Below are 16,555 nucleotides of genomic sequence, written 5' to 3'. Positions count from 1 at the left end.
CGAATAAGTTAGTCATATAGTCTTTTCTCAGGCATAACATCGCTCACCATCAGATAAAATAATTTTCTTCTATCTGTTTTATACATCAACCTCAAACAATTCTGAACATTCAGTAAACAGCAAATAACTCTTTATTTGTCTGTCAGGCCATAACTGTTTTAAACCATCAGCATAAAGTGACATTTGTTGTTGATATGGTACTGACAATTCGTGCAAATTATTTTTATTAGCATGCTGATGTGTTTTGTAATCAACAATGGTGACATCGTTTTGTTCAACGATAAGCCGGTCAATAATGCCATATACTAGGCGATCATCTCTGGAGTATTGAACGGGGCATTCGTCATACACTTTAATAATATTGTCAGGGTTAAAAATAGACTGTAATTCAGGGTGACTGTAATTTGAGGTCGCAATGGTTAACCAGTCTTGCAGTTCGTCCTCATCTTCAATATGCAATTCAAAAATAATTTTCTGTAAAATATTCTGACTAGTTAAATTTTGATTTTGACTTAATAATTCGAGCATCCGATGAATGGCTATACCACGTGTTTTTGCAGATTGACTATTCTCAGTGTTACTTCCGGCGTTATTTTTTCCAATGAAATTTTCATCATTATTAAAATAAGCAGCATTTCTTTCTAATCGGCTGGGTGCAAGCATTGTCTGAGGTTTTTCGTGGCTGACTATTTTTTTTGTTAATGCAATGTCTATGTCAACAATATTATCAACTTCAATTGAGGTTGTTTCAGTATCATCACAGTTTAACTGTGTCCCAAAAGGGTAGGTAAGCTGTTCGTCTTCTGTATTACCGGTTAACGTTTGTAAGGCAGTAAAAATGGGTTGATACCAGTTGGTAAAAGGTCCTCTGTCTGGTTGGCAGCCGCTGATAAATAAATATTGTCTGGCGCGAGTAATCGCAACATATAACAGGTTAGCGTCTTCTTTTTGTAATGCCTCTTTTGACTGCTTAGTTAACTCTCTGGTTGTACTATCCTGAAGTTTAGAAGATGGAACCAGTTGAAAATGTTCGGGACGTTTATCTTCTACAGGCCAGTCTACTAAAGTGCTTAAGGATGATCTGTCTTTAGCGCCAGTAATGGTATCTGCTAGATACACTACCGGAGCTTCGAGTCCTTTGCTGGCATGTATGGTCATAATGCGTACCCTTGGCTCACGGGTTTCCATTGGTGCTTCATCTGGCGCATCGCTCTGGGTATGTCGCAGACTTCGTAAATGAAAAAGAAAGTGCATCAGGCTAGGGTAGCGTCCACTGTCTAAATCCAGAGCCATTTCAAGAAACAGGGTTAAATTTGCCTGCACTCTTGCCTGTAATGCTTCAGGTGTCGAACGTTTATAACGTTCTAATACATCAGCCTGTGAAAATATTTTATCGAGTAAATCGTGCACAGGGATTTTATCTGCCAGTGCTCTCCAGATAGATAAAAAATGCCAGGCACGTTTTAGCGGGTGCTGGTCATCAAGTTCATTCGATAACAGCTCCAGTTTTTCAAACCAGTGGCCCTGAAAGTTATGTGATGCCAGTATTTGAAGATCATCATCACTGGCACTGAACAGAGGTGATTTCAATACCTGAGCCAGTGCAAGATTGTTAAATGGTGTTAGCAAGGTATCAAGCAGGGCTTCCATATCCTGTATTTCTAAACAGGATAAAAAAGTGCCCCGGTTAGTGCCCAAATAAGCAATGCCTGCATCTCTTAATGCCTGTTCATAGTCAGCAACGTGAGCGCGTTTTCTAACCAGTATGTAAATATCGTTATAAGTAACCGCTCGTTGTGAATCATCATCAGTAATGGCAGTTTTATTTTTTATTAGTTGTTGAATATGTTGTGCAATCTGTCTGGCTTCTTTCTGGTGGATGCCAGCTGCTTCTGCCCTTGCTTCTTTTAAGGGGTTACGGCAATAAACCGGTTCAATTTTATCGTCAAGGTCGCTCATTTTCCACAGAGGTAAAACTTCAACTTTTCCCGGCAGATTTTTAAGGTGTGTTTCATGTTGAATGAAACCGGGTAAATTTTTCTGATATTCATCCTGAGAAAAAACTGCATTAACAGTTTCAATAATAGCCGGTGATGAGCGCCATGATTTATTCAGAGGAAATGCCTGAGCATTCAGGTTTTGTTCTAGCCAGTTTGCAGCCTGTTGTTGTAATTCAGGTTTAGCCCGGCGGAAACTGTAAATAGACTGTTTTTCATCACCCACCAAAAATACACTGCGGTGTTTTTCAGATTCTGCAGCAGCCATTTCTTCCAGTAAGGGTAAAATTAACTGCCATTGAGTCGGGTTAGTATCCTGAAATTCATCAATCAATAAATGTTGTATTTGTTGGTCGAGCTTGTATTGAATCCACAGCGCATTTTCAGAATCCTGAAGTAATTTATAACTGCGCCATTCAAGGTCTGTGAAGTCTAGTAAACGCTGCTGGGTTTTTAATGTTTGATAGTGCTCAATGAGTTTTTCACCGCAATAAAACCAGTGATGGTTTAGCTGCCAGCAATGTTGTTTATTAAGCTGGTCGAGGGTGTCAATAATTTGCTGGCTTATGTGCTGGTGAACATCCAGAAATTCTTCTGCGGCATCATCACCCAGCTTTTTTCGCAGCGCTTTAGTATCTTTACGTCCCGCAGACAAAGCTTCATCTTTCTGGGTTAGAAAACAGCTGCGTATAATATTAAAACTTTTACTATCTGTCCTTGCATCAACCAGCCAGTTAGCTAAATCATCTGCAGACTGCAGGTTTTTCTTACCCGCAGCTTTAACTAATAACTGAGCAAACTCTTTTAGTGTGTGCTTAAGGTCAGCATTAAAAAATAGCGTTAGTGGATCGGTGTCTGAAGAGTAGCCAAGTTTAGTGGCCAACCGCTGGCTGGCGAAACTGGCTTTGTTAGTTTCTTCATTATCAGTGTAAGCCCACCAGTCACTTCTATGTTGTAAAAAACTGTTAAGAACCTTATCAAGGTTAAACAGCCCCCCACACAGTTTCATTAATTGCTGTAAATGCTTTGAAAGCTCGCCCTGCATATCCAGTGTGGCTACATTAAATAAAGCGTCTCTTGCCTGTTGAATAAGTAAATCAGCACTTTCCAGTAAATCAAAATTAGGCGGTACATCTGCCTCCAGTGGAAACCGGGCTAATAAATCCTGACAGAATGAATGGAAGGTGAGAGTGCGAACCGGGTAATCACAATATTGATGGGCTTCATATAAAGCACGGGCTTTTTGTTGATATTCCTTACCTAAATCAAGTTCATTAAGTAATTTAAACAACTTTTCATCATCTACGGTTGCGAGTTGATATAAACGTTCAGACAGGCGTTGTTGCATTTCAGCCGCTGCTTTACGTGTAAACGTGAGAGCTAGAATACTGCCTGGTTGTGCATCTTCAAGTAGTAATCGCACGATGCGAGTGACCAGCATATAGGTTTTACCGCTTCCAGCCGAGGCGGTAACAGTGGCGTTTATATTGGGGTTTGCGGCTTCAAGACTCATATCGGCATTCTACGGGATATTACGGCAGAATGTGAAACCTGATTTGCTCAGGGGGGAACTCTGGGGTGTCTATACGAATATCTAGTATAAAATTCAAATGTAGCTATTTTATTGTAGGAGGTGGCTTTATCTGACGAAATAAAATGTAATGTGAAACGCCTCATACACATAAATGCTCGCCAGCATCATGCGTGATCGTCAGCCCATGTTATAGATATGTCTAAGCTTACAACGCAATTCCGGCATTTACCTGATAGACAAATTGCGTCTTAGCTCCAAGTCTTTTATAGTTCTCCAAAATCCAGATTGATTAAGAGAATATTGAATGAGTTCATACGATGCTTCCGCCATTGAAGTTTTAACAGGTTTAGAGCCGGTACAAAAACGCCCTGGCATGTATACCGATACTACCCGCCCCAACCATCTGGCGCAGGAAGTCATAGATAATAGTGTCGATGAAGCGGTAGCTGGCCATGCCAGTAAGATAGAAGTTGTCTTATATAAAGATGGCTCACTGGGTGTAACTGACGATGGTCGGGGTATGCCGGTGGATATTCACCCTGAAGAAGGGCTGCCAGGCATAGAAGTGATTATGACCAAACTTCATGCCGGCGGTAAATTTTCAAATGATAATTATAAATTTTCAGGTGGTTTGCACGGTGTAGGGGTTTCCGTGGTGAATGCTCTGTCTGATAAGGTTGAAGCTGAGATACGCCGTGACGGCAAAGTTTTTTCTATTACTTTTGCTCATGGCGACAAGATTAAGGATCTTGAAGAAATTGGCACGGTTGGTAAGAAAAATACCGGCACACAGATTCGTTTCTGGCCTGAAGCTAAATATTTTGATTCACCTAAATTTTCAGTTATACAGCTCAAACATGTACTTAGAGCAAAAGCCGTATTGTGTCCTGGTTTAAAAGTCACTTTTCGAGAAGAAAAAACAGCTGAAAGTTCAGAGTGGTATTACGAAGATGGTTTAGAAGACTATCTAATGGATAGTCTGAAAGGTTATGAATTATTACCTAAAGGACCGTTTACCGGTGCGCTGTCTTCAGAGCATGAAGCAGTTGACTGGGCATTGTTATGGTTGCCAGAAGGCGGTGATTCAGTAGGCGAGTCTTACGTAAATTTAATACCCACTGCGCAGGGTGGTACCCATGTTAATGGTTTACGCACAGGTTTAACAGAAGCGATACGTGAGTTTTGTGAATTTAGAAACCTGTTACCCCGTGGTGTAAAACTCAGCCCGGAAGATGTCTGGGAAAAAGTCAGTTACATTCTTTCAGTAAAATTATTAGATCCACAGTTCTCAGGGCAAACAAAAGAAAGACTCTCTTCAAGAGAATGTGCTGCCTTTGTTTCCGGTGTGGTAAAAGATTCGTTTAGCCTGTGGTTAAATCAGAACACAGATCAGGGTGAACTGATTGCCATGCTGGCAATTGATAATGCCCAGAAACGTTTAAAAGCCGGTAAAAAAGTTGCCCGTAAAAAGGTCACATCGGGTCCCGCATTACCGGGTAAGTTAGCCGACTGTAGCTCATCGGATGCAAACCTGACTGAACTGTTTTTAGTAGAAGGTGACTCAGCGGGTGGCTCGGCCAAACAGGCCAGAGATAGAAACAATCAGGCAATAATGCCATTACGCGGAAAAATACTAAATACCTGGGAAGTGGATGCAGATCAGATATTAGCTTCACAGGAAGTACATGATATTTCAGTTGCCATTGGTGTCGATCCGGATTCGGATGATTTATCCGGTTTACGTTATGGAAAAATATGCATACTCGCAGATGCAGACTCGGATGGATATCACATCGCGACTTTATTATGCGCATTATTTTTACGTCATTTCCGTACACTAACGGAAAGCGGTCATGTTTATGTTGCCATGCCACCACTCTTTAGAGTAGATGTCGGTAAAGAAGTTTTCTATGCGTTAGATGAAGCAGAGAAGCAGGGCGTATTAGATAGAATTACCGCAGAAAAGAAAAAAGGCAAAGTTCAGGTAACCCGATTCAAAGGGCTGGGTGAAATGAATCCTATGCAGTTACGCGAAACATCTATTGCACCAGATACTCGTCGTTTAGTTCAGTTAATTGTAGAAGACGGTGATGACAGCGATAAAATGATGGATATGTTATTAGCAAAAAAACGTGCATCAGACAGAAAAGCCTGGTTAGAAAGCAAAGGTGATTTAGCCGAAGTTTTATAAAGTATTCATTATTCCCTGTAGGTGCTCCTTCAGGTGCACACTGTAGCCGTGTTCCCACGGTCTCTCGAGGAATATGCAAACAAAATCAACAGGTTTAATACCATCAAAATATGCTAATAGCCTGTGATTTTTGGAATACTCAGGGCATGAAATTAATTATTAGTAATATTAGAATGTGTTGTTATCAGGCTATGTTGTTATCTGTTTAAGCCGTTCTCCATAACCGGCCAATTGTTACCTGGTTTCAACACTATCAGCTTAAATTGAACTACAATACTAAAATGCTTAATTGGGTTTTTAAAATGAAAATTCACCCCTTATTACTGATAAAATCTTTCTTTCTTTTACTGGCTTTCTTAGTTACATCAGCTGTATTTGCTGAAACTATACAGTTAACATCAGCAGTAAATAAAAAAATAAATGCTAATTTTTATCAGGGAAAAGGTGATGCTAACCCTGTTTTGATGTTGCATGGGTTTCTTCAAACAAATGAGTTTCCTACTATTAACAGGCTGGCTATATCATTACATGAGTCAGGTTATACAGTATTAAGCCCAAACTTATCTCTAGGCCTGAATAATAGAAAACAAAGCATTGACTGTGAGGCTATACATACTCACTCGATGGATTCAGATGCAAAGGAACTTGCGCAATGGATAGATTGGTTGCATAAAAAAACAGGAAAACCAGTGACATTGATAGGTCATAGTGCTGGTGGGTTGGTTATATTGAATTACATGGAAAATAATCATGCTAAATCCATTAATCAGACCATATTGATAAGTGTTTCATATTATGCTTCAGGGCCAGCTGCCAGAGAAACCATAGAGCATGCTCAAAAAGCAAGAAAGGCGATAGAAAAGGGAAGGAATCCACTGGATAAGTACGCCTTAAATTATTGTGAAACATACCCGACCTATGCGCGTGACTTTTTGTCTTATTACAATTGGGATAGAGATAAAACAAATGCCGTGATCTTAAAGCATAAAAAATTAATATCTTTAATTCTGGGCACTGAAGATAAGCGTATTGAAAAAAACTGGAGGCAGCAATTACAGAAAACAACAAATAAAATTATGCTGATTGACGGTGCCAATCACTTCTTTGATCAGACGCATGAATTTGACTTGATTGATGCTGTCGAAACACTCTTAAGTAATTAAATACGTTTATGCTGCTTAGTATTAAACAATATGCAATTATATTTACTTTATTTATAGTCTTTCTTATAACCGTGTTTACCTACCAGATTAGCAGGAATATTGAAGAAGCCGGGATCAAGATAGATAAGTCTCAGGAAGCATCATCAACTACTGAGTTAGAGCACTCTATTCAGCTTACTGTTGAAAATATCAAACAGTCTGCAAATGAATTAAGCCAGTGGGAAGAAGTTACTCAGCAAATTAACTCTCCTGAAATATTTGCATACTGGTACAACGTTCGCTTTAAAAAATCGGCATTTGATTTACAGAAATACACAGTTGATTTAATGATTTATGACGTAGATGGAAAGGCGCTTGAAAAACTAGATGACAATACTCTGCCATTTGAAATTAAAATCGAAGGCATTGATGCTATAAAATTCAGGTTTGTTAATGATCAGGATGTGATTTATATTTTACCTGTTTATAGTACAGATGAATCTAGATCTGTGATTGGATATGTAAGTACACAAATTAAGTTTATACCATTACTTAAATCATTAAGTAATTTCCAATTTGTAAAGTCAGATTCTATCCAGTTTATTATCCAGGATCAATTTGGTTTTTATGATAGTTTAAATACAGAGCAGTTTTTATATGTCACTAGAAAACCAGAAGGATTACTCAGGTTAGAAAATCAAATACAGGAATCAATTATTCAGTTAGTTTTTATTATTATAATACCGACTTTGATTCTGTTTTCAGCTCTTGTGTTTATTGTGGCTGTGCCCATGAAAGATATAACTAACTATATAAATACTTTAAGAGCAAAGCCCGCCAACAATAGTGAATACAGGTATCAGCGACTATTTCAAGTCACTGAATTAAAAACCATATACGAGTCACTCGCGCAATATCATAGAGAACTCAATCAAAATGAAGAGCATTTATCTTTAACTCTAAACAGTATAGGTGACGCTGTTATTACTACTGATTCTGAAAATAATGTGGTTCGCATGAACCCTGTGGCAGAAAAATTGACTGGTTGGTCAATCAGTAATGCAAAAGGGACACCTTTGAAAGAAGTATTTAATGTTATAGATCCCGCAAATAAAGAAAGTATGATAGACACATTTGACCGGGTCATAAATTCTGGTGAAGTTGTCCATCTGGGTAAACGCAGTACTCTTATATCAAAAAATAATACTGAGTATATTATCGCTGACTCGGCTGCACCCATCCGTGATGATTCCGGCAAAATTCACGGTATTGTGCTTGTATTTAACGATATAACCGAACAAAGAATGAAAGACGAACAACTACAGCATAGTCTTAAAATGGATGCTTTAGGTAAGCTAACCGGCGGTATAGCGCATGACTTTAATAACTTATTAGGTGTAATACTTGGTTACTCAGAATTACTTACTACAAGCAAAAATCTAAATGAGCATAAAATGCTTAATTATGCTGAAAAAATATTCAATGCAGGTGAAAGAGCACGTAAGCTTACTTCACAATTATTAGCGTTTTCACGAAAACAGACTTCAGAATCAACGATTACAGATATTAATCAGCTGCTTCAGTCAGAGCAGCATATGTTGGAAAAAATTCTGACAGCAAGAGTTGAATTAATTCTTGATCTCGATAAAAAAATCTGGCCTGTATATCTGGATCAAAATTTATTGCAGGATGCAATACTTAATATGAGTATTAATTCTATGCATGCTATGCCCGATGGTGGGCAGCTTATATTAAGCACACAGAACATACATTTAGATGGCTTGAATAAAAAACACGTAAGCCTTCCCGAAGGGGACTATGTTCACTTTACCATTAATGACACAGGTATCGGTATGGATAATGCTACCTGTAATAAAATATTTGATCCATTTTTCTCTACCAAGGGTGATCAGGGAACTGGGCTTGGAATGAGTCAGGTTTATGGATTTGTTAAGCAGTCTAATGGAGCCATTTACGCTTACTCAACTCGTGGTGCCGGCACACAGATATCAATTTATCTCCCGCGATATTCTGTATTAGATGATACATCTAATGAAATAGATAAGGTCAAGCTGAAAATAGACGTAGTGCCTGCAGGGAATGAATCGATTCTTGTTGTTGATGATGAGCCCGCGCTTCTTGAGTTATCATGTAATATCTTAAAAAGTCAGGGTTATCAGGTAACGTTTGCAAATAGTGGAGATGAAGCGCTTTCTATTCTTGAAAAAAACACCATACATCTTTTACTAACGGATGTGATAATGCCTAAAATGGATGGTTTTCAACTTGCAAGTATAGTTGCTGAGAAATATCCCGAAACTAAAATTCAGATGGTCAGTGGCTATAGTGATGATAAAAACAAACATGTAGAAGATGATGATCTTCATCAGAACATGTTACATAAACCCTTTAAGTCAGATGAGTTATTAATAAAAGTAAGAAAAACATTAGATAGTTAATAGTTACCAGAGAAAAACGTGTCTCTGACTAATTTAAAACTCTGACCCCATACCTATGTTGTAACAAAACTGCAGGTGATCCTTCAGGTGTGCTTAATCTTATCCCCTCGCCCCCATGGGGGCGAGGGGATAAGTGGCACAAACGTGACTACTAACCCTTAGCTTCTATTACATTTACAGGTTACACTACGTATCACTACAACAAAAACTATAGCTACTGAGTTAGCAGCCCCTTAGCAAAACGTTATGTGTAGGTAAGCGAAATGTAATTTACAACTTTTGCTCGCTACAATTGATGTAAAATACGAAATAAATAGCCAGGCTATATTTAAAACTAACTAAACAGGAACATCACAATGAGTAAAGGTACAGTAAAGTGGTTCGACGCGGGTAAAGGTTTTGGTTTTATAACTCCAGAAGACGGAGGAAAAGATCTTTTTGTGCATCATTCTGAAATTAAGAGTGGTGATGACTATAAATCACTTAATGATGGGCAAGTGGTTGAATATGAAGTAGGACAAGGCCAGAAAGGCCCTTGCGCAAACAACGTTGTCCCAGTTTAACTGCATTGAACAAAACGCCTATGAGTAACAGCACGTTATATGCTGGTTAACTGGGCGTTATGAAAACAGGGTCAGAGAACAATTGTGTATAATTTTAGAATATGCTGTTTTCTGACTCTGATTTTTAGGTTGATGTAACTTTTCAGGGCATTTTCGCCGGTGTCGTAAACACCCAGTCATTATCTTTTACCGGTGTGTGGCATCCCATGCATTCCAGAGCAAAGTTTTCATCACTACCGTAAGGTTTCTGATCTAATCCTGTCCAGCGTGCATAACCCCAGCCACCGGTTGATTTATATTTTTCACTGTCTTTATGCATGAATTCAGCATGCACAAATTTATCTGGAGCAATTGCTGCTGGCCAATGTTCTTCAGCGGTTTGTTTCCATACCAGTTTTCCCAGTATTGAGCCTTTAGGCCATGGATTGGTATTGCCAGCGCGTGCGGCTTTTACTGCAATGTCATTTCCCAGAATGGTGCGCATAGAGTGGTTATCTGTGCGATGTGAGATAGAAATGACTTTCCAGTCTTTATAAGCTTCAGGCAGTGTAATGCCGTTGGGGGAGGGTTTAATTATTTCACCTGCAATAAGTGACTGACTCATAATGGTTAATGTTAGAGATAATATGCCTGTTTTTAATTTCATTAAAATGTCCTTTTGATACAATCGAAATACTCTGTTCACAGCTATAACGTGTGAGCTGCTCATTTGATTGCATGTTTGTGATCACAATTCTTTGCAATCAAATGAGCAGGCTGGCCGTCTTATAAGAGACCCATGTTGAATCAAGAAGAATTAAATCAGTTATATCGTTATGCACTGTCATTATCGGCCCATGAAGAAACGGCTTATGATCTGGTGCAAAGTGCTGTGGAGAAATTTTTAAATAAACAATCTGCTTCTATTGATAAACCACAGGCCTATATAAAAACGATTATTCGGAATCTTTATTTTGACCAGGAACGACATAAAAAAGTGGTGCCTATGATTTCAATAGAAAGTGACGAATTATCTCATATTGAACCCGTTGATAATGATGGGATGGACGACCTGTTGATCAATCAGCAGGATGTTCAGGTTTTAATCGATTTTTTGAATGCAGAAGAAAATGAGTTGTTGTATTTGTGGGCGGTAGAAGAGCATACCGCAGATGAAATTGCGCGTATTTATGAAAAACCCCGGGGTACTATATTGTCAAAATTACATCGGTTAAAAAAACGTATGAGAGAGCGATTTCAGGGTGATCGGTTTGATACCAGTGTAATGAATAAGGGTGAATTGTAATGAGTGAAGACAAGCAGCCAATAAGGCAGGCGGTAAAAGCCTTTTATGGTAATAAGTCATTATCAGCTGAGCAAATGAAGACGCTGCAGAATATACTGTCACAGCATAGTGAGGAAGGTGAGCAGCACCAGCAGTCTTCCGGTAGTCGGTTTAAGCAGATCAATGTTTATAAATGGCCAGGCTCAATAGCAGCGTCAATTTTATTGTTTGTTGTAATGATGGGGTATTTTCAGACGCCTGATTTAATTAGCTCTGCTTATGCAGATATTCAAAAAGATTCTAATTTAAATAATGGCATGCAGGTTTCAATGCAGCAGTGGCTGGACGAAAACGATATTAGTCGTGTGCCGATAATGTACCCGGTTGAAATGAGTAAATTTTGTCGGCTTGATCAAAAATTAACCACACATTTACGTATTGCGGGCAAAGAGCAGGGTGTGCTGAATGTTTTTTTCCATCAGGGGAAGCGTCCACTGCACTGGTCACCTTTGCATTGGCTTAAGGGTGCTGGAACACTGGATGATATGAACTGGAAGTTAGTTAAGGTGAGGGATGACCTGACGGTCATTGTATTGTACAGCCATGATATGCGTGAAAAAGCCGTGTTACACATTATGCGTGAAATGTTGCCTGAATTCGAAGTGTAATCGCATTTTATCGGTGCCCCTGAATCTTCCTGTTTGATTCGTTGTGTTTATGCGTTTATTTGAGCATAATTCAGCAAACGAAATAAATCACATAGAGAAAGATTGACTGTATGTCTGACCAGGAAGATTTAAATTTTGAAGGCGTAGAAAAACAGCCTCTCGCCGAATTCACAGAAAAGGCGTATCTGGACTATTCCATGTACGTTATTTTAGACCGGGCCCTGCCGTTTATCGGTGATGGTTTAAAACCCGTACAGCGACGCATTATTTATGCAATGTCTGAGTTAGGGCTGGTGTCTACCGCCAAACATAAAAAATCAGCGCGTACTGTAGGTGATGTATTAGGTAAGTTTCACCCACACGGTGATAGTGCCTGTTATGAAGCCATGGTGTTGATGGCGCAGGACTTTTCTTATCGATATCCATTAGTTGATGGACAGGGTAACTGGGGCTCGCCAGATGATCCTAAGTCTTTCGCAGCCATGCGTTATACAGAGTCTAAATTATCTAAATATGCCGAAGTGCTTTTAAAAGAGCTGGGGCAGGGCACAGTTGACTGGCAGCCTAACTTTGATGGCACGCTTGAAGAGCCCAGGTCATTACCAGCTCGCTTACCGAATTTATTGTTAAATGGAACAACGGGTATTGCCGTGGGTATGGCGACGGATGTGCCGCCGCATAATTTACGTGAAGTTGCCACGGCCTGTATTCGATTGCTGGATGAGCCCAAAGCAACGGTTGAAGAATTATGTACACATATTCAGGGGCCGGATTATCCGACAGATGCAGAAATTATCACGCCTCGTGAAGAACTGCTGGAAATGTATAACAAGGGTAAGGGCAGTATTCGTGCCCGCGCTATCTATGAAGTAGAAGATGGTGACATTATTCTTACGGCATTACCTCATCAGGTTTCGGGTAATAAAATTCTTGAGCAGATCGCGCAGCAGATGACCGCTAAAAAACTACCTATGCTGGAAGATATTCGTGATGAGTCTGATCATGAAAACCCGACCCGTTTAGTGCTGGTGCCACGTTCAAATCGTGTGGACATAGAACAGTTAATGACGCATCTGTTTGCGACAACGGATTTAGAGCGCACCTATCGTGTCAATATGAACATGATAGGTATAGATGGGCGCCCGTCGGTTAAAAATCTGCGTGTGATATTAAAAGAATGGATTACCTATCGTACGACTACGGTGCGTAACCGTCTTAACTGGCGCCTGGAAAAAGTTAATAAACGTTTGCATTTATTAGAAGGTTTGTTAATTGCCTTTTTGAATATTGATGAAGTAATTCAACTTATTCGTGATAGTGAAAAACCGAAACCTGCATTAATGGAACGATTTGGTCTGAGTGAAGTTCAGGCTGAATATGTGCTGGATACAAAATTACGTCAGTTAGCGCGTTTAGAAGAAGTTAAAATTCGTGCTGAGCAGGAAGAGTTAGCGGAAGAAAAAGCCAGGCTTGAAAAACTGCTGAGTTCAGAGCGTCGATTAAAAACATTAATCAAAAAAGAAATTCTGGATGATGCGGAAACTTACGGTGATAAACGTCGTTCACCTATTGTGGCACGTGATGCTGCACAGGCAATGGATGAATCAGCATTATTATCCAGTGACCCGATTACGGTTGTACTGTCTGATAAAGGCTGGGTGCGTGCGGCAAAAGGTCATGAGCTGGATGCGCATAAACTTAATTATAAAGCCGGTGATGCCCATCGCTCATCTGCACAGGGTAAATCTAATCAGCCAGCGGTGTTCCTCGATAGTACGGGCAGAGCTTATACATTAGGTTCTCATACTCTACCCTCAGCCAGAGGGCAGGGTGAGCCACTTACGGGCAGGTTTAATCCTCCGCCGGGTGCTGTGTTTGTTTCTGCACTGATGGGCGACCCTAAAGATCTTTATTTATTTGCCACCAGTTTTGGTTATGGTTTTGTTTGTGAGCTGGGTGAATTACAGTCCAGAAATAAAGCGGGTAAAGCATTTCTGAAAGTGCCGCCTGGAGCAAAAGTATTGCCACCGGTTAAAGTGCGAAGTCTGGATGATGATTTTATTGTTGCCATTAGTTCAGAAGGACACATGCTGGTAACCGAGCTTTCCGAATTGCCGCAAATGGCAAAAGGTAAGGGGAATAAAATTATTAATATTCCATCGGCAAAACTGAAAGAAGCAGAAGAATGGGTTTGTGCAATTGATCTGATTCAGGATGGTGAAAAGCTGGCTGTGTTTGCAGGTAAAAAACATAAAGTCATGAGAGCCGGAGAAGTGGATGAGCATTATGCCGAGCGTGGTAAACGTGGATTTAAGCTACCTCGCGGTTACCAGAAAGTAGATAAGATTGAGGTTGAGATTAAAGAGTAGGTTCATCTCCATCGGGGATGGACCTCGCTTTTTGAGCTCCGTCCCCTGTTGTGATGCCATCAAGAGCTGATCAGAGTTGTTCATCGCCCTGCCAGTCAGATCGGAATTACCATATGGGACAGAGCGCTAAAAAGCAGCGGGCTGTCCCTGATGGATATGTTCCGTAACATGGTAAAGATGGCAATCACTCGATTTTATTTGCTACCCCAAAGCTCCTCAACTCTCGCATCACGCCCACAGGCATATCGATAATATTTATATCTCAGCGGGCTCTTTTTGTAATAATCCTGATGATAATCTTCAGCGGGATAAAAAGTACTGGCCTGAATAAACTCTACTTTTAATGGGTCTTTAAACGATTTAGTTTTTTCTATATGGGCAGCTGATTGTAATATTGCCTGTTTTTCCATTTCATTTTTATAGAAAATAGCCGGGCGATATTGTGGGCCTCTATCGCAGAACTGTCCGTCATCGCGAGTAGGATCTATGTGATGCCAGAAATAATCTAGCACTTTTGTATGCTTTATGATCTCAGGGTCATAGGTCACTTCTACAACTTCAATGTGTCCGCTATTACCCGCAGAAACCTGTTCATAAGTAGGGTTTTCTGTGTGTCCACCCGAGTACCCGGAGACAACACTGATAATGCCGTCGAGTTTTTCATAGTCTGATTCTATGCACCAGAAGCAGCCACCGGCTAATACAATTGACTTCATCGTGTTTGTTTGTGAATTAGCTTTAACAGGTGTTTCAGCCTGTGTTGCGTTAACCATAATAGCCAATGCTACTACTGATAAGGAAATGAGGGAGAGTGAGCGTAAAGACATGTTATGGGGTACCTTTAAAATAAACATCTGTGAACTTATGGCAATTAGTATAGCAATTATGGGGTTAGTTCATTTTTATTGGTTATAATGGGCGCTAACTCAAAACTATGTGAATCAGTATGCTTATTGTTGTCTCTCCTGCGAAAACCCTTGATTATGATACACCGCCAAAAACAAAGAAATTTACCCTGCCGGATTATCTGGATGATTCAGCTGAGTTGATTCACCGTATGCGTGAGTTTTCTTCATTAGATATTTCAGAGTTGATGAAAGTCAGCACAAAAATTGCCGATTTAAACTTTGATCGTTTTGAAGCCTGGAATAAAAAATTTACAGAGAAAAATGCCAAACAGGCTGTGCTGGCTTTTAAAGGTGATGTGTATACCGGTTTAGATGCGGAAAGCTTTAGTGCGCAGGATTTTACTTTTGCACAAAAACATTTTCGTATGTTATCTGGTTTGTATGGTTTATTACGACCTCTGGATTTAATGCAGCCATATCGTCTTGAAATGGGTACCCGACTTAGTAATGATCGGGGTAAAAATTTATATGAATTCTGGGGTGACGAGGTTACTGAGGGTTTGAATAGTCAGCTTAAGAAAGTTAAATCTAAATATCTGATTAATCTGGCATCAAATGAATATTTTAAGGTAGTAAAACCTAAAGTGCTTGAAGGTGAAATTATTACACCTGCATTTAAAGAGCTGAAAAATGGCGAGTATAAAATGATTGGTGTTTATGCCAAGAAAGCCAGAGGTTTGTTAAGCCGTTATATTATTCAAAATCAGTTATCTGATATTGAAGATATAAAGTCATTTGATGTTGCTGGGTATAAATTTAATAAAAAAGTATCAAAAGGTAATAACTGGGTATTCACACGTAAAATACCAAACTCAAAATAATGCCTGAATAAATTAGAGGATGTGTTTTGATTGAAGCTGAAGAAATAATCCAGTTCTGGTTTTCAGAACCCATGAATAAACACTGGTTTAAATCAACACCAGAAATTGATGCGCTTATTCGAGATAAATTTGAAGTGCTTTGGCGTCAGGCATTTGAAGGAGCCTTAGATTCCTGGGAAGATGATGCATCAGGTTGTCTGGCGCTGATTTTATTATTTGATCAGTTTCCGTTGAATATGTTCAGAGGAAAAGCGCAAGGGTTTCTTACTGAAGCCAGATCTATTGAACTGGCTCTGTCTGGTATTAAGCAGGGTTATGATCAGCAAATTCCGAAGTCGCAACTTAGTTTCTTTTATATGCCTTTAATGCATAGCGAACTGATGGAGCATCAAAATTTGTCGGTAGAGAAATTTGAGCAGGCGGGTTTTGCAGACAATGCTCGTTTTGCCAGACATCATCGATCAATTGTTGAAAAGTTTGGTCGATTCCCCCACCGTAATGGCATTTTGGGGCGCGATTCTACGCAAGCTGAGCTGGATTACCTGAATTCAAAAGAGGCTTTTACGGGGTGAAGCTAGCTTGCTCCGGCCCTTAATAATGCTCTAACGGCTGCTCGCTTACGTATCGAGTGGTTTATCG

General features: G+C 39.7%; 12 protein-coding genes. 9 read left to right on the top strand and 3 right to left on the bottom strand.

Translation table 11 applies throughout. From position 1 onward, the window contains the following. Window positions 1–78: 78 nt before the first annotated feature. Window positions 79–3,510: a DNA helicase UvrD gene (locus DIZ80_05295; GenBank protein RDH84881.1), complete on the bottom strand. Its 3,432-nt coding sequence runs from the start codon at window positions 3,508–3,510 to the stop codon at window positions 79–81. A 325-nt stretch (window positions 3,511–3,835) separates the two neighbouring features. Here DIZ80_05295 and parE point away from each other — a divergent pair, with 325 nt between their 5' ends. From parE to DIZ80_05275, 4 genes are all read left to right on the top strand, one after another. Continuing rightward, window positions 3,836–5,722 carry a DNA topoisomerase IV subunit B gene (gene parE / locus DIZ80_05290; GenBank protein ID RDH84880.1) on the top strand — a complete coding sequence of 629 codons (1,887 nt, stop codon included), beginning with the start codon at window positions 3,836–3,838 and terminating at the stop codon, window positions 5,720–5,722. A gap of 281 nt (window positions 5,723–6,003) precedes the next feature. Then, entirely contained in the window at window positions 6,004–6,885 is an 882-nt protein-coding gene (locus DIZ80_05285; GenBank protein RDH84879.1) for an alpha/beta hydrolase, read from the top strand. A gap of 8 nt (window positions 6,886–6,893) precedes the next feature. Then, window positions 6,894–9,323: a hypothetical protein gene (locus DIZ80_05280; GenBank protein RDH84878.1), complete on the top strand. Its 2,430-nt coding sequence runs from the start codon at window positions 6,894–6,896 to the stop codon at window positions 9,321–9,323. Between the two features lie 356 nt (window positions 9,324–9,679). Beyond that, complete coding sequence (locus DIZ80_05275) at window positions 9,680–9,886, top strand: cold-shock protein (protein RDH84877.1); 207 nt, start codon at window positions 9,680–9,682, stop codon at window positions 9,884–9,886. A 142-nt stretch (window positions 9,887–10,028) separates the two neighbouring features. On the opposite strand, the gene DIZ80_05270 is transcribed toward DIZ80_05275, so the two are convergent. Next, window positions 10,029–10,532, bottom strand: coding sequence for a cytochrome P460 (locus DIZ80_05270; GenBank protein ID RDH84876.1), 504 nt, complete (start codon window positions 10,530–10,532; stop codon window positions 10,029–10,031). A gap of 132 nt (window positions 10,533–10,664) precedes the next feature. Between DIZ80_05270 and DIZ80_05265 the strand changes: the two genes are divergently transcribed. The 3 genes from DIZ80_05265 (at window position 10,665) to parC (ending at window position 14,187) form a co-directional block, all read left to right on the top strand. Beyond that, window positions 10,665–11,171 carry an RNA polymerase subunit sigma-24 gene (locus tag DIZ80_05265; GenBank protein RDH84875.1) on the top strand — a complete coding sequence of 169 codons (507 nt, stop codon included), beginning with the start codon at window positions 10,665–10,667 and terminating at the stop codon, window positions 11,169–11,171. Continuing rightward, window positions 11,171–11,818 carry a hypothetical protein gene (locus DIZ80_05260; GenBank protein RDH84874.1) on the top strand — a complete coding sequence of 216 codons (648 nt, stop codon included), beginning with the start codon at window positions 11,171–11,173 and terminating at the stop codon, window positions 11,816–11,818. Before DIZ80_05265 ends, DIZ80_05260 begins: the two co-directional genes overlap by 1 nt. 110 nt (window positions 11,819–11,928) lie before the next feature. Further along, window positions 11,929–14,187, top strand: coding sequence for a DNA topoisomerase IV subunit A (parC, locus tag DIZ80_05255; GenBank protein ID RDH84873.1), 2,259 nt, complete (start codon window positions 11,929–11,931; stop codon window positions 14,185–14,187). Between the two features lie 194 nt (window positions 14,188–14,381). Here parC and msrA read toward each other — a convergent pair whose 3' ends face one another. Next, window positions 14,382–15,014 carry a peptide-methionine (S)-S-oxide reductase gene (gene msrA, locus DIZ80_05250; GenBank protein ID RDH84872.1) on the bottom strand — a complete coding sequence of 211 codons (633 nt, stop codon included), beginning with the start codon at window positions 15,012–15,014 and terminating at the stop codon, window positions 14,382–14,384. A gap of 119 nt (window positions 15,015–15,133) precedes the next feature. On the opposite strand from msrA, the gene DIZ80_05245 reads away from it, so the two are divergent. Then, complete coding sequence (locus DIZ80_05245; GenBank protein ID RDH84871.1) at window positions 15,134–15,916, top strand: peroxide stress protein YaaA; 783 nt, start codon at window positions 15,134–15,136, stop codon at window positions 15,914–15,916. A 29-nt stretch (window positions 15,917–15,945) separates the two neighbouring features. Next, the gene (locus DIZ80_05240) at window positions 15,946–16,488 is read left to right on the top strand and encodes a DUF924 domain-containing protein (GenBank protein RDH85045.1); all 543 of its coding nucleotides are present in this window, start codon (window positions 15,946–15,948) and stop codon (window positions 16,486–16,488) included. Window positions 16,489–16,555: the final 67 nt, after the last annotated feature.

This window comes from endosymbiont of Galathealinum brachiosum, from assembly GCA_003349885.1.
GTDB lineage: Bacteria > Pseudomonadota > Gammaproteobacteria > SZUA-229 > SZUA-229 > SZUA-229.
This window is presented reverse-complemented; position numbering and strand designations above follow the sequence as displayed.

Bases quoted from the DNA above. Each gene is read 5' to 3' on its own strand.
- DIZ80_05295 (RDH84881.1), bottom strand. From the start codon at position 3,510: ATGAGTCTTGAAGCCGCAAACCCCAATATAAACGCCACTGTTACCGCC.
- parE (RDH84880.1), top strand. From the start codon at position 3,836: ATGAGTTCATACGATGCTTCCGCCATTGAAGTTTTAACAGGTTTAGAG.
- DIZ80_05285 (RDH84879.1), top strand. From the start codon at position 6,004: ATGCTTAATTGGGTTTTTAAAATGAAAATTCACCCCTTATTACTGATA.
- DIZ80_05280 (RDH84878.1), top strand. From the start codon at position 6,894: ATGCTGCTTAGTATTAAACAATATGCAATTATATTTACTTTATTTATA.
- DIZ80_05275 (RDH84877.1), top strand. From the start codon at position 9,680: ATGAGTAAAGGTACAGTAAAGTGGTTCGACGCGGGTAAAGGTTTTGGT.
- DIZ80_05270 (RDH84876.1), bottom strand. From the start codon at position 10,532: ATGAAATTAAAAACAGGCATATTATCTCTAACATTAACCATTATGAGT.
- DIZ80_05265 (RDH84875.1), top strand. From the start codon at position 10,665: ATGTTGAATCAAGAAGAATTAAATCAGTTATATCGTTATGCACTGTCA.
- DIZ80_05260 (RDH84874.1), top strand. From the start codon at position 11,171: ATGAGTGAAGACAAGCAGCCAATAAGGCAGGCGGTAAAAGCCTTTTAT.
- parC (RDH84873.1), top strand. From the start codon at position 11,929: ATGTCTGACCAGGAAGATTTAAATTTTGAAGGCGTAGAAAAACAGCCT.
- msrA (RDH84872.1), bottom strand. From the start codon at position 15,014: ATGTCTTTACGCTCACTCTCCCTCATTTCCTTATCAGTAGTAGCATTG.
- DIZ80_05245 (RDH84871.1), top strand. From the start codon at position 15,134: ATGCTTATTGTTGTCTCTCCTGCGAAAACCCTTGATTATGATACACCG.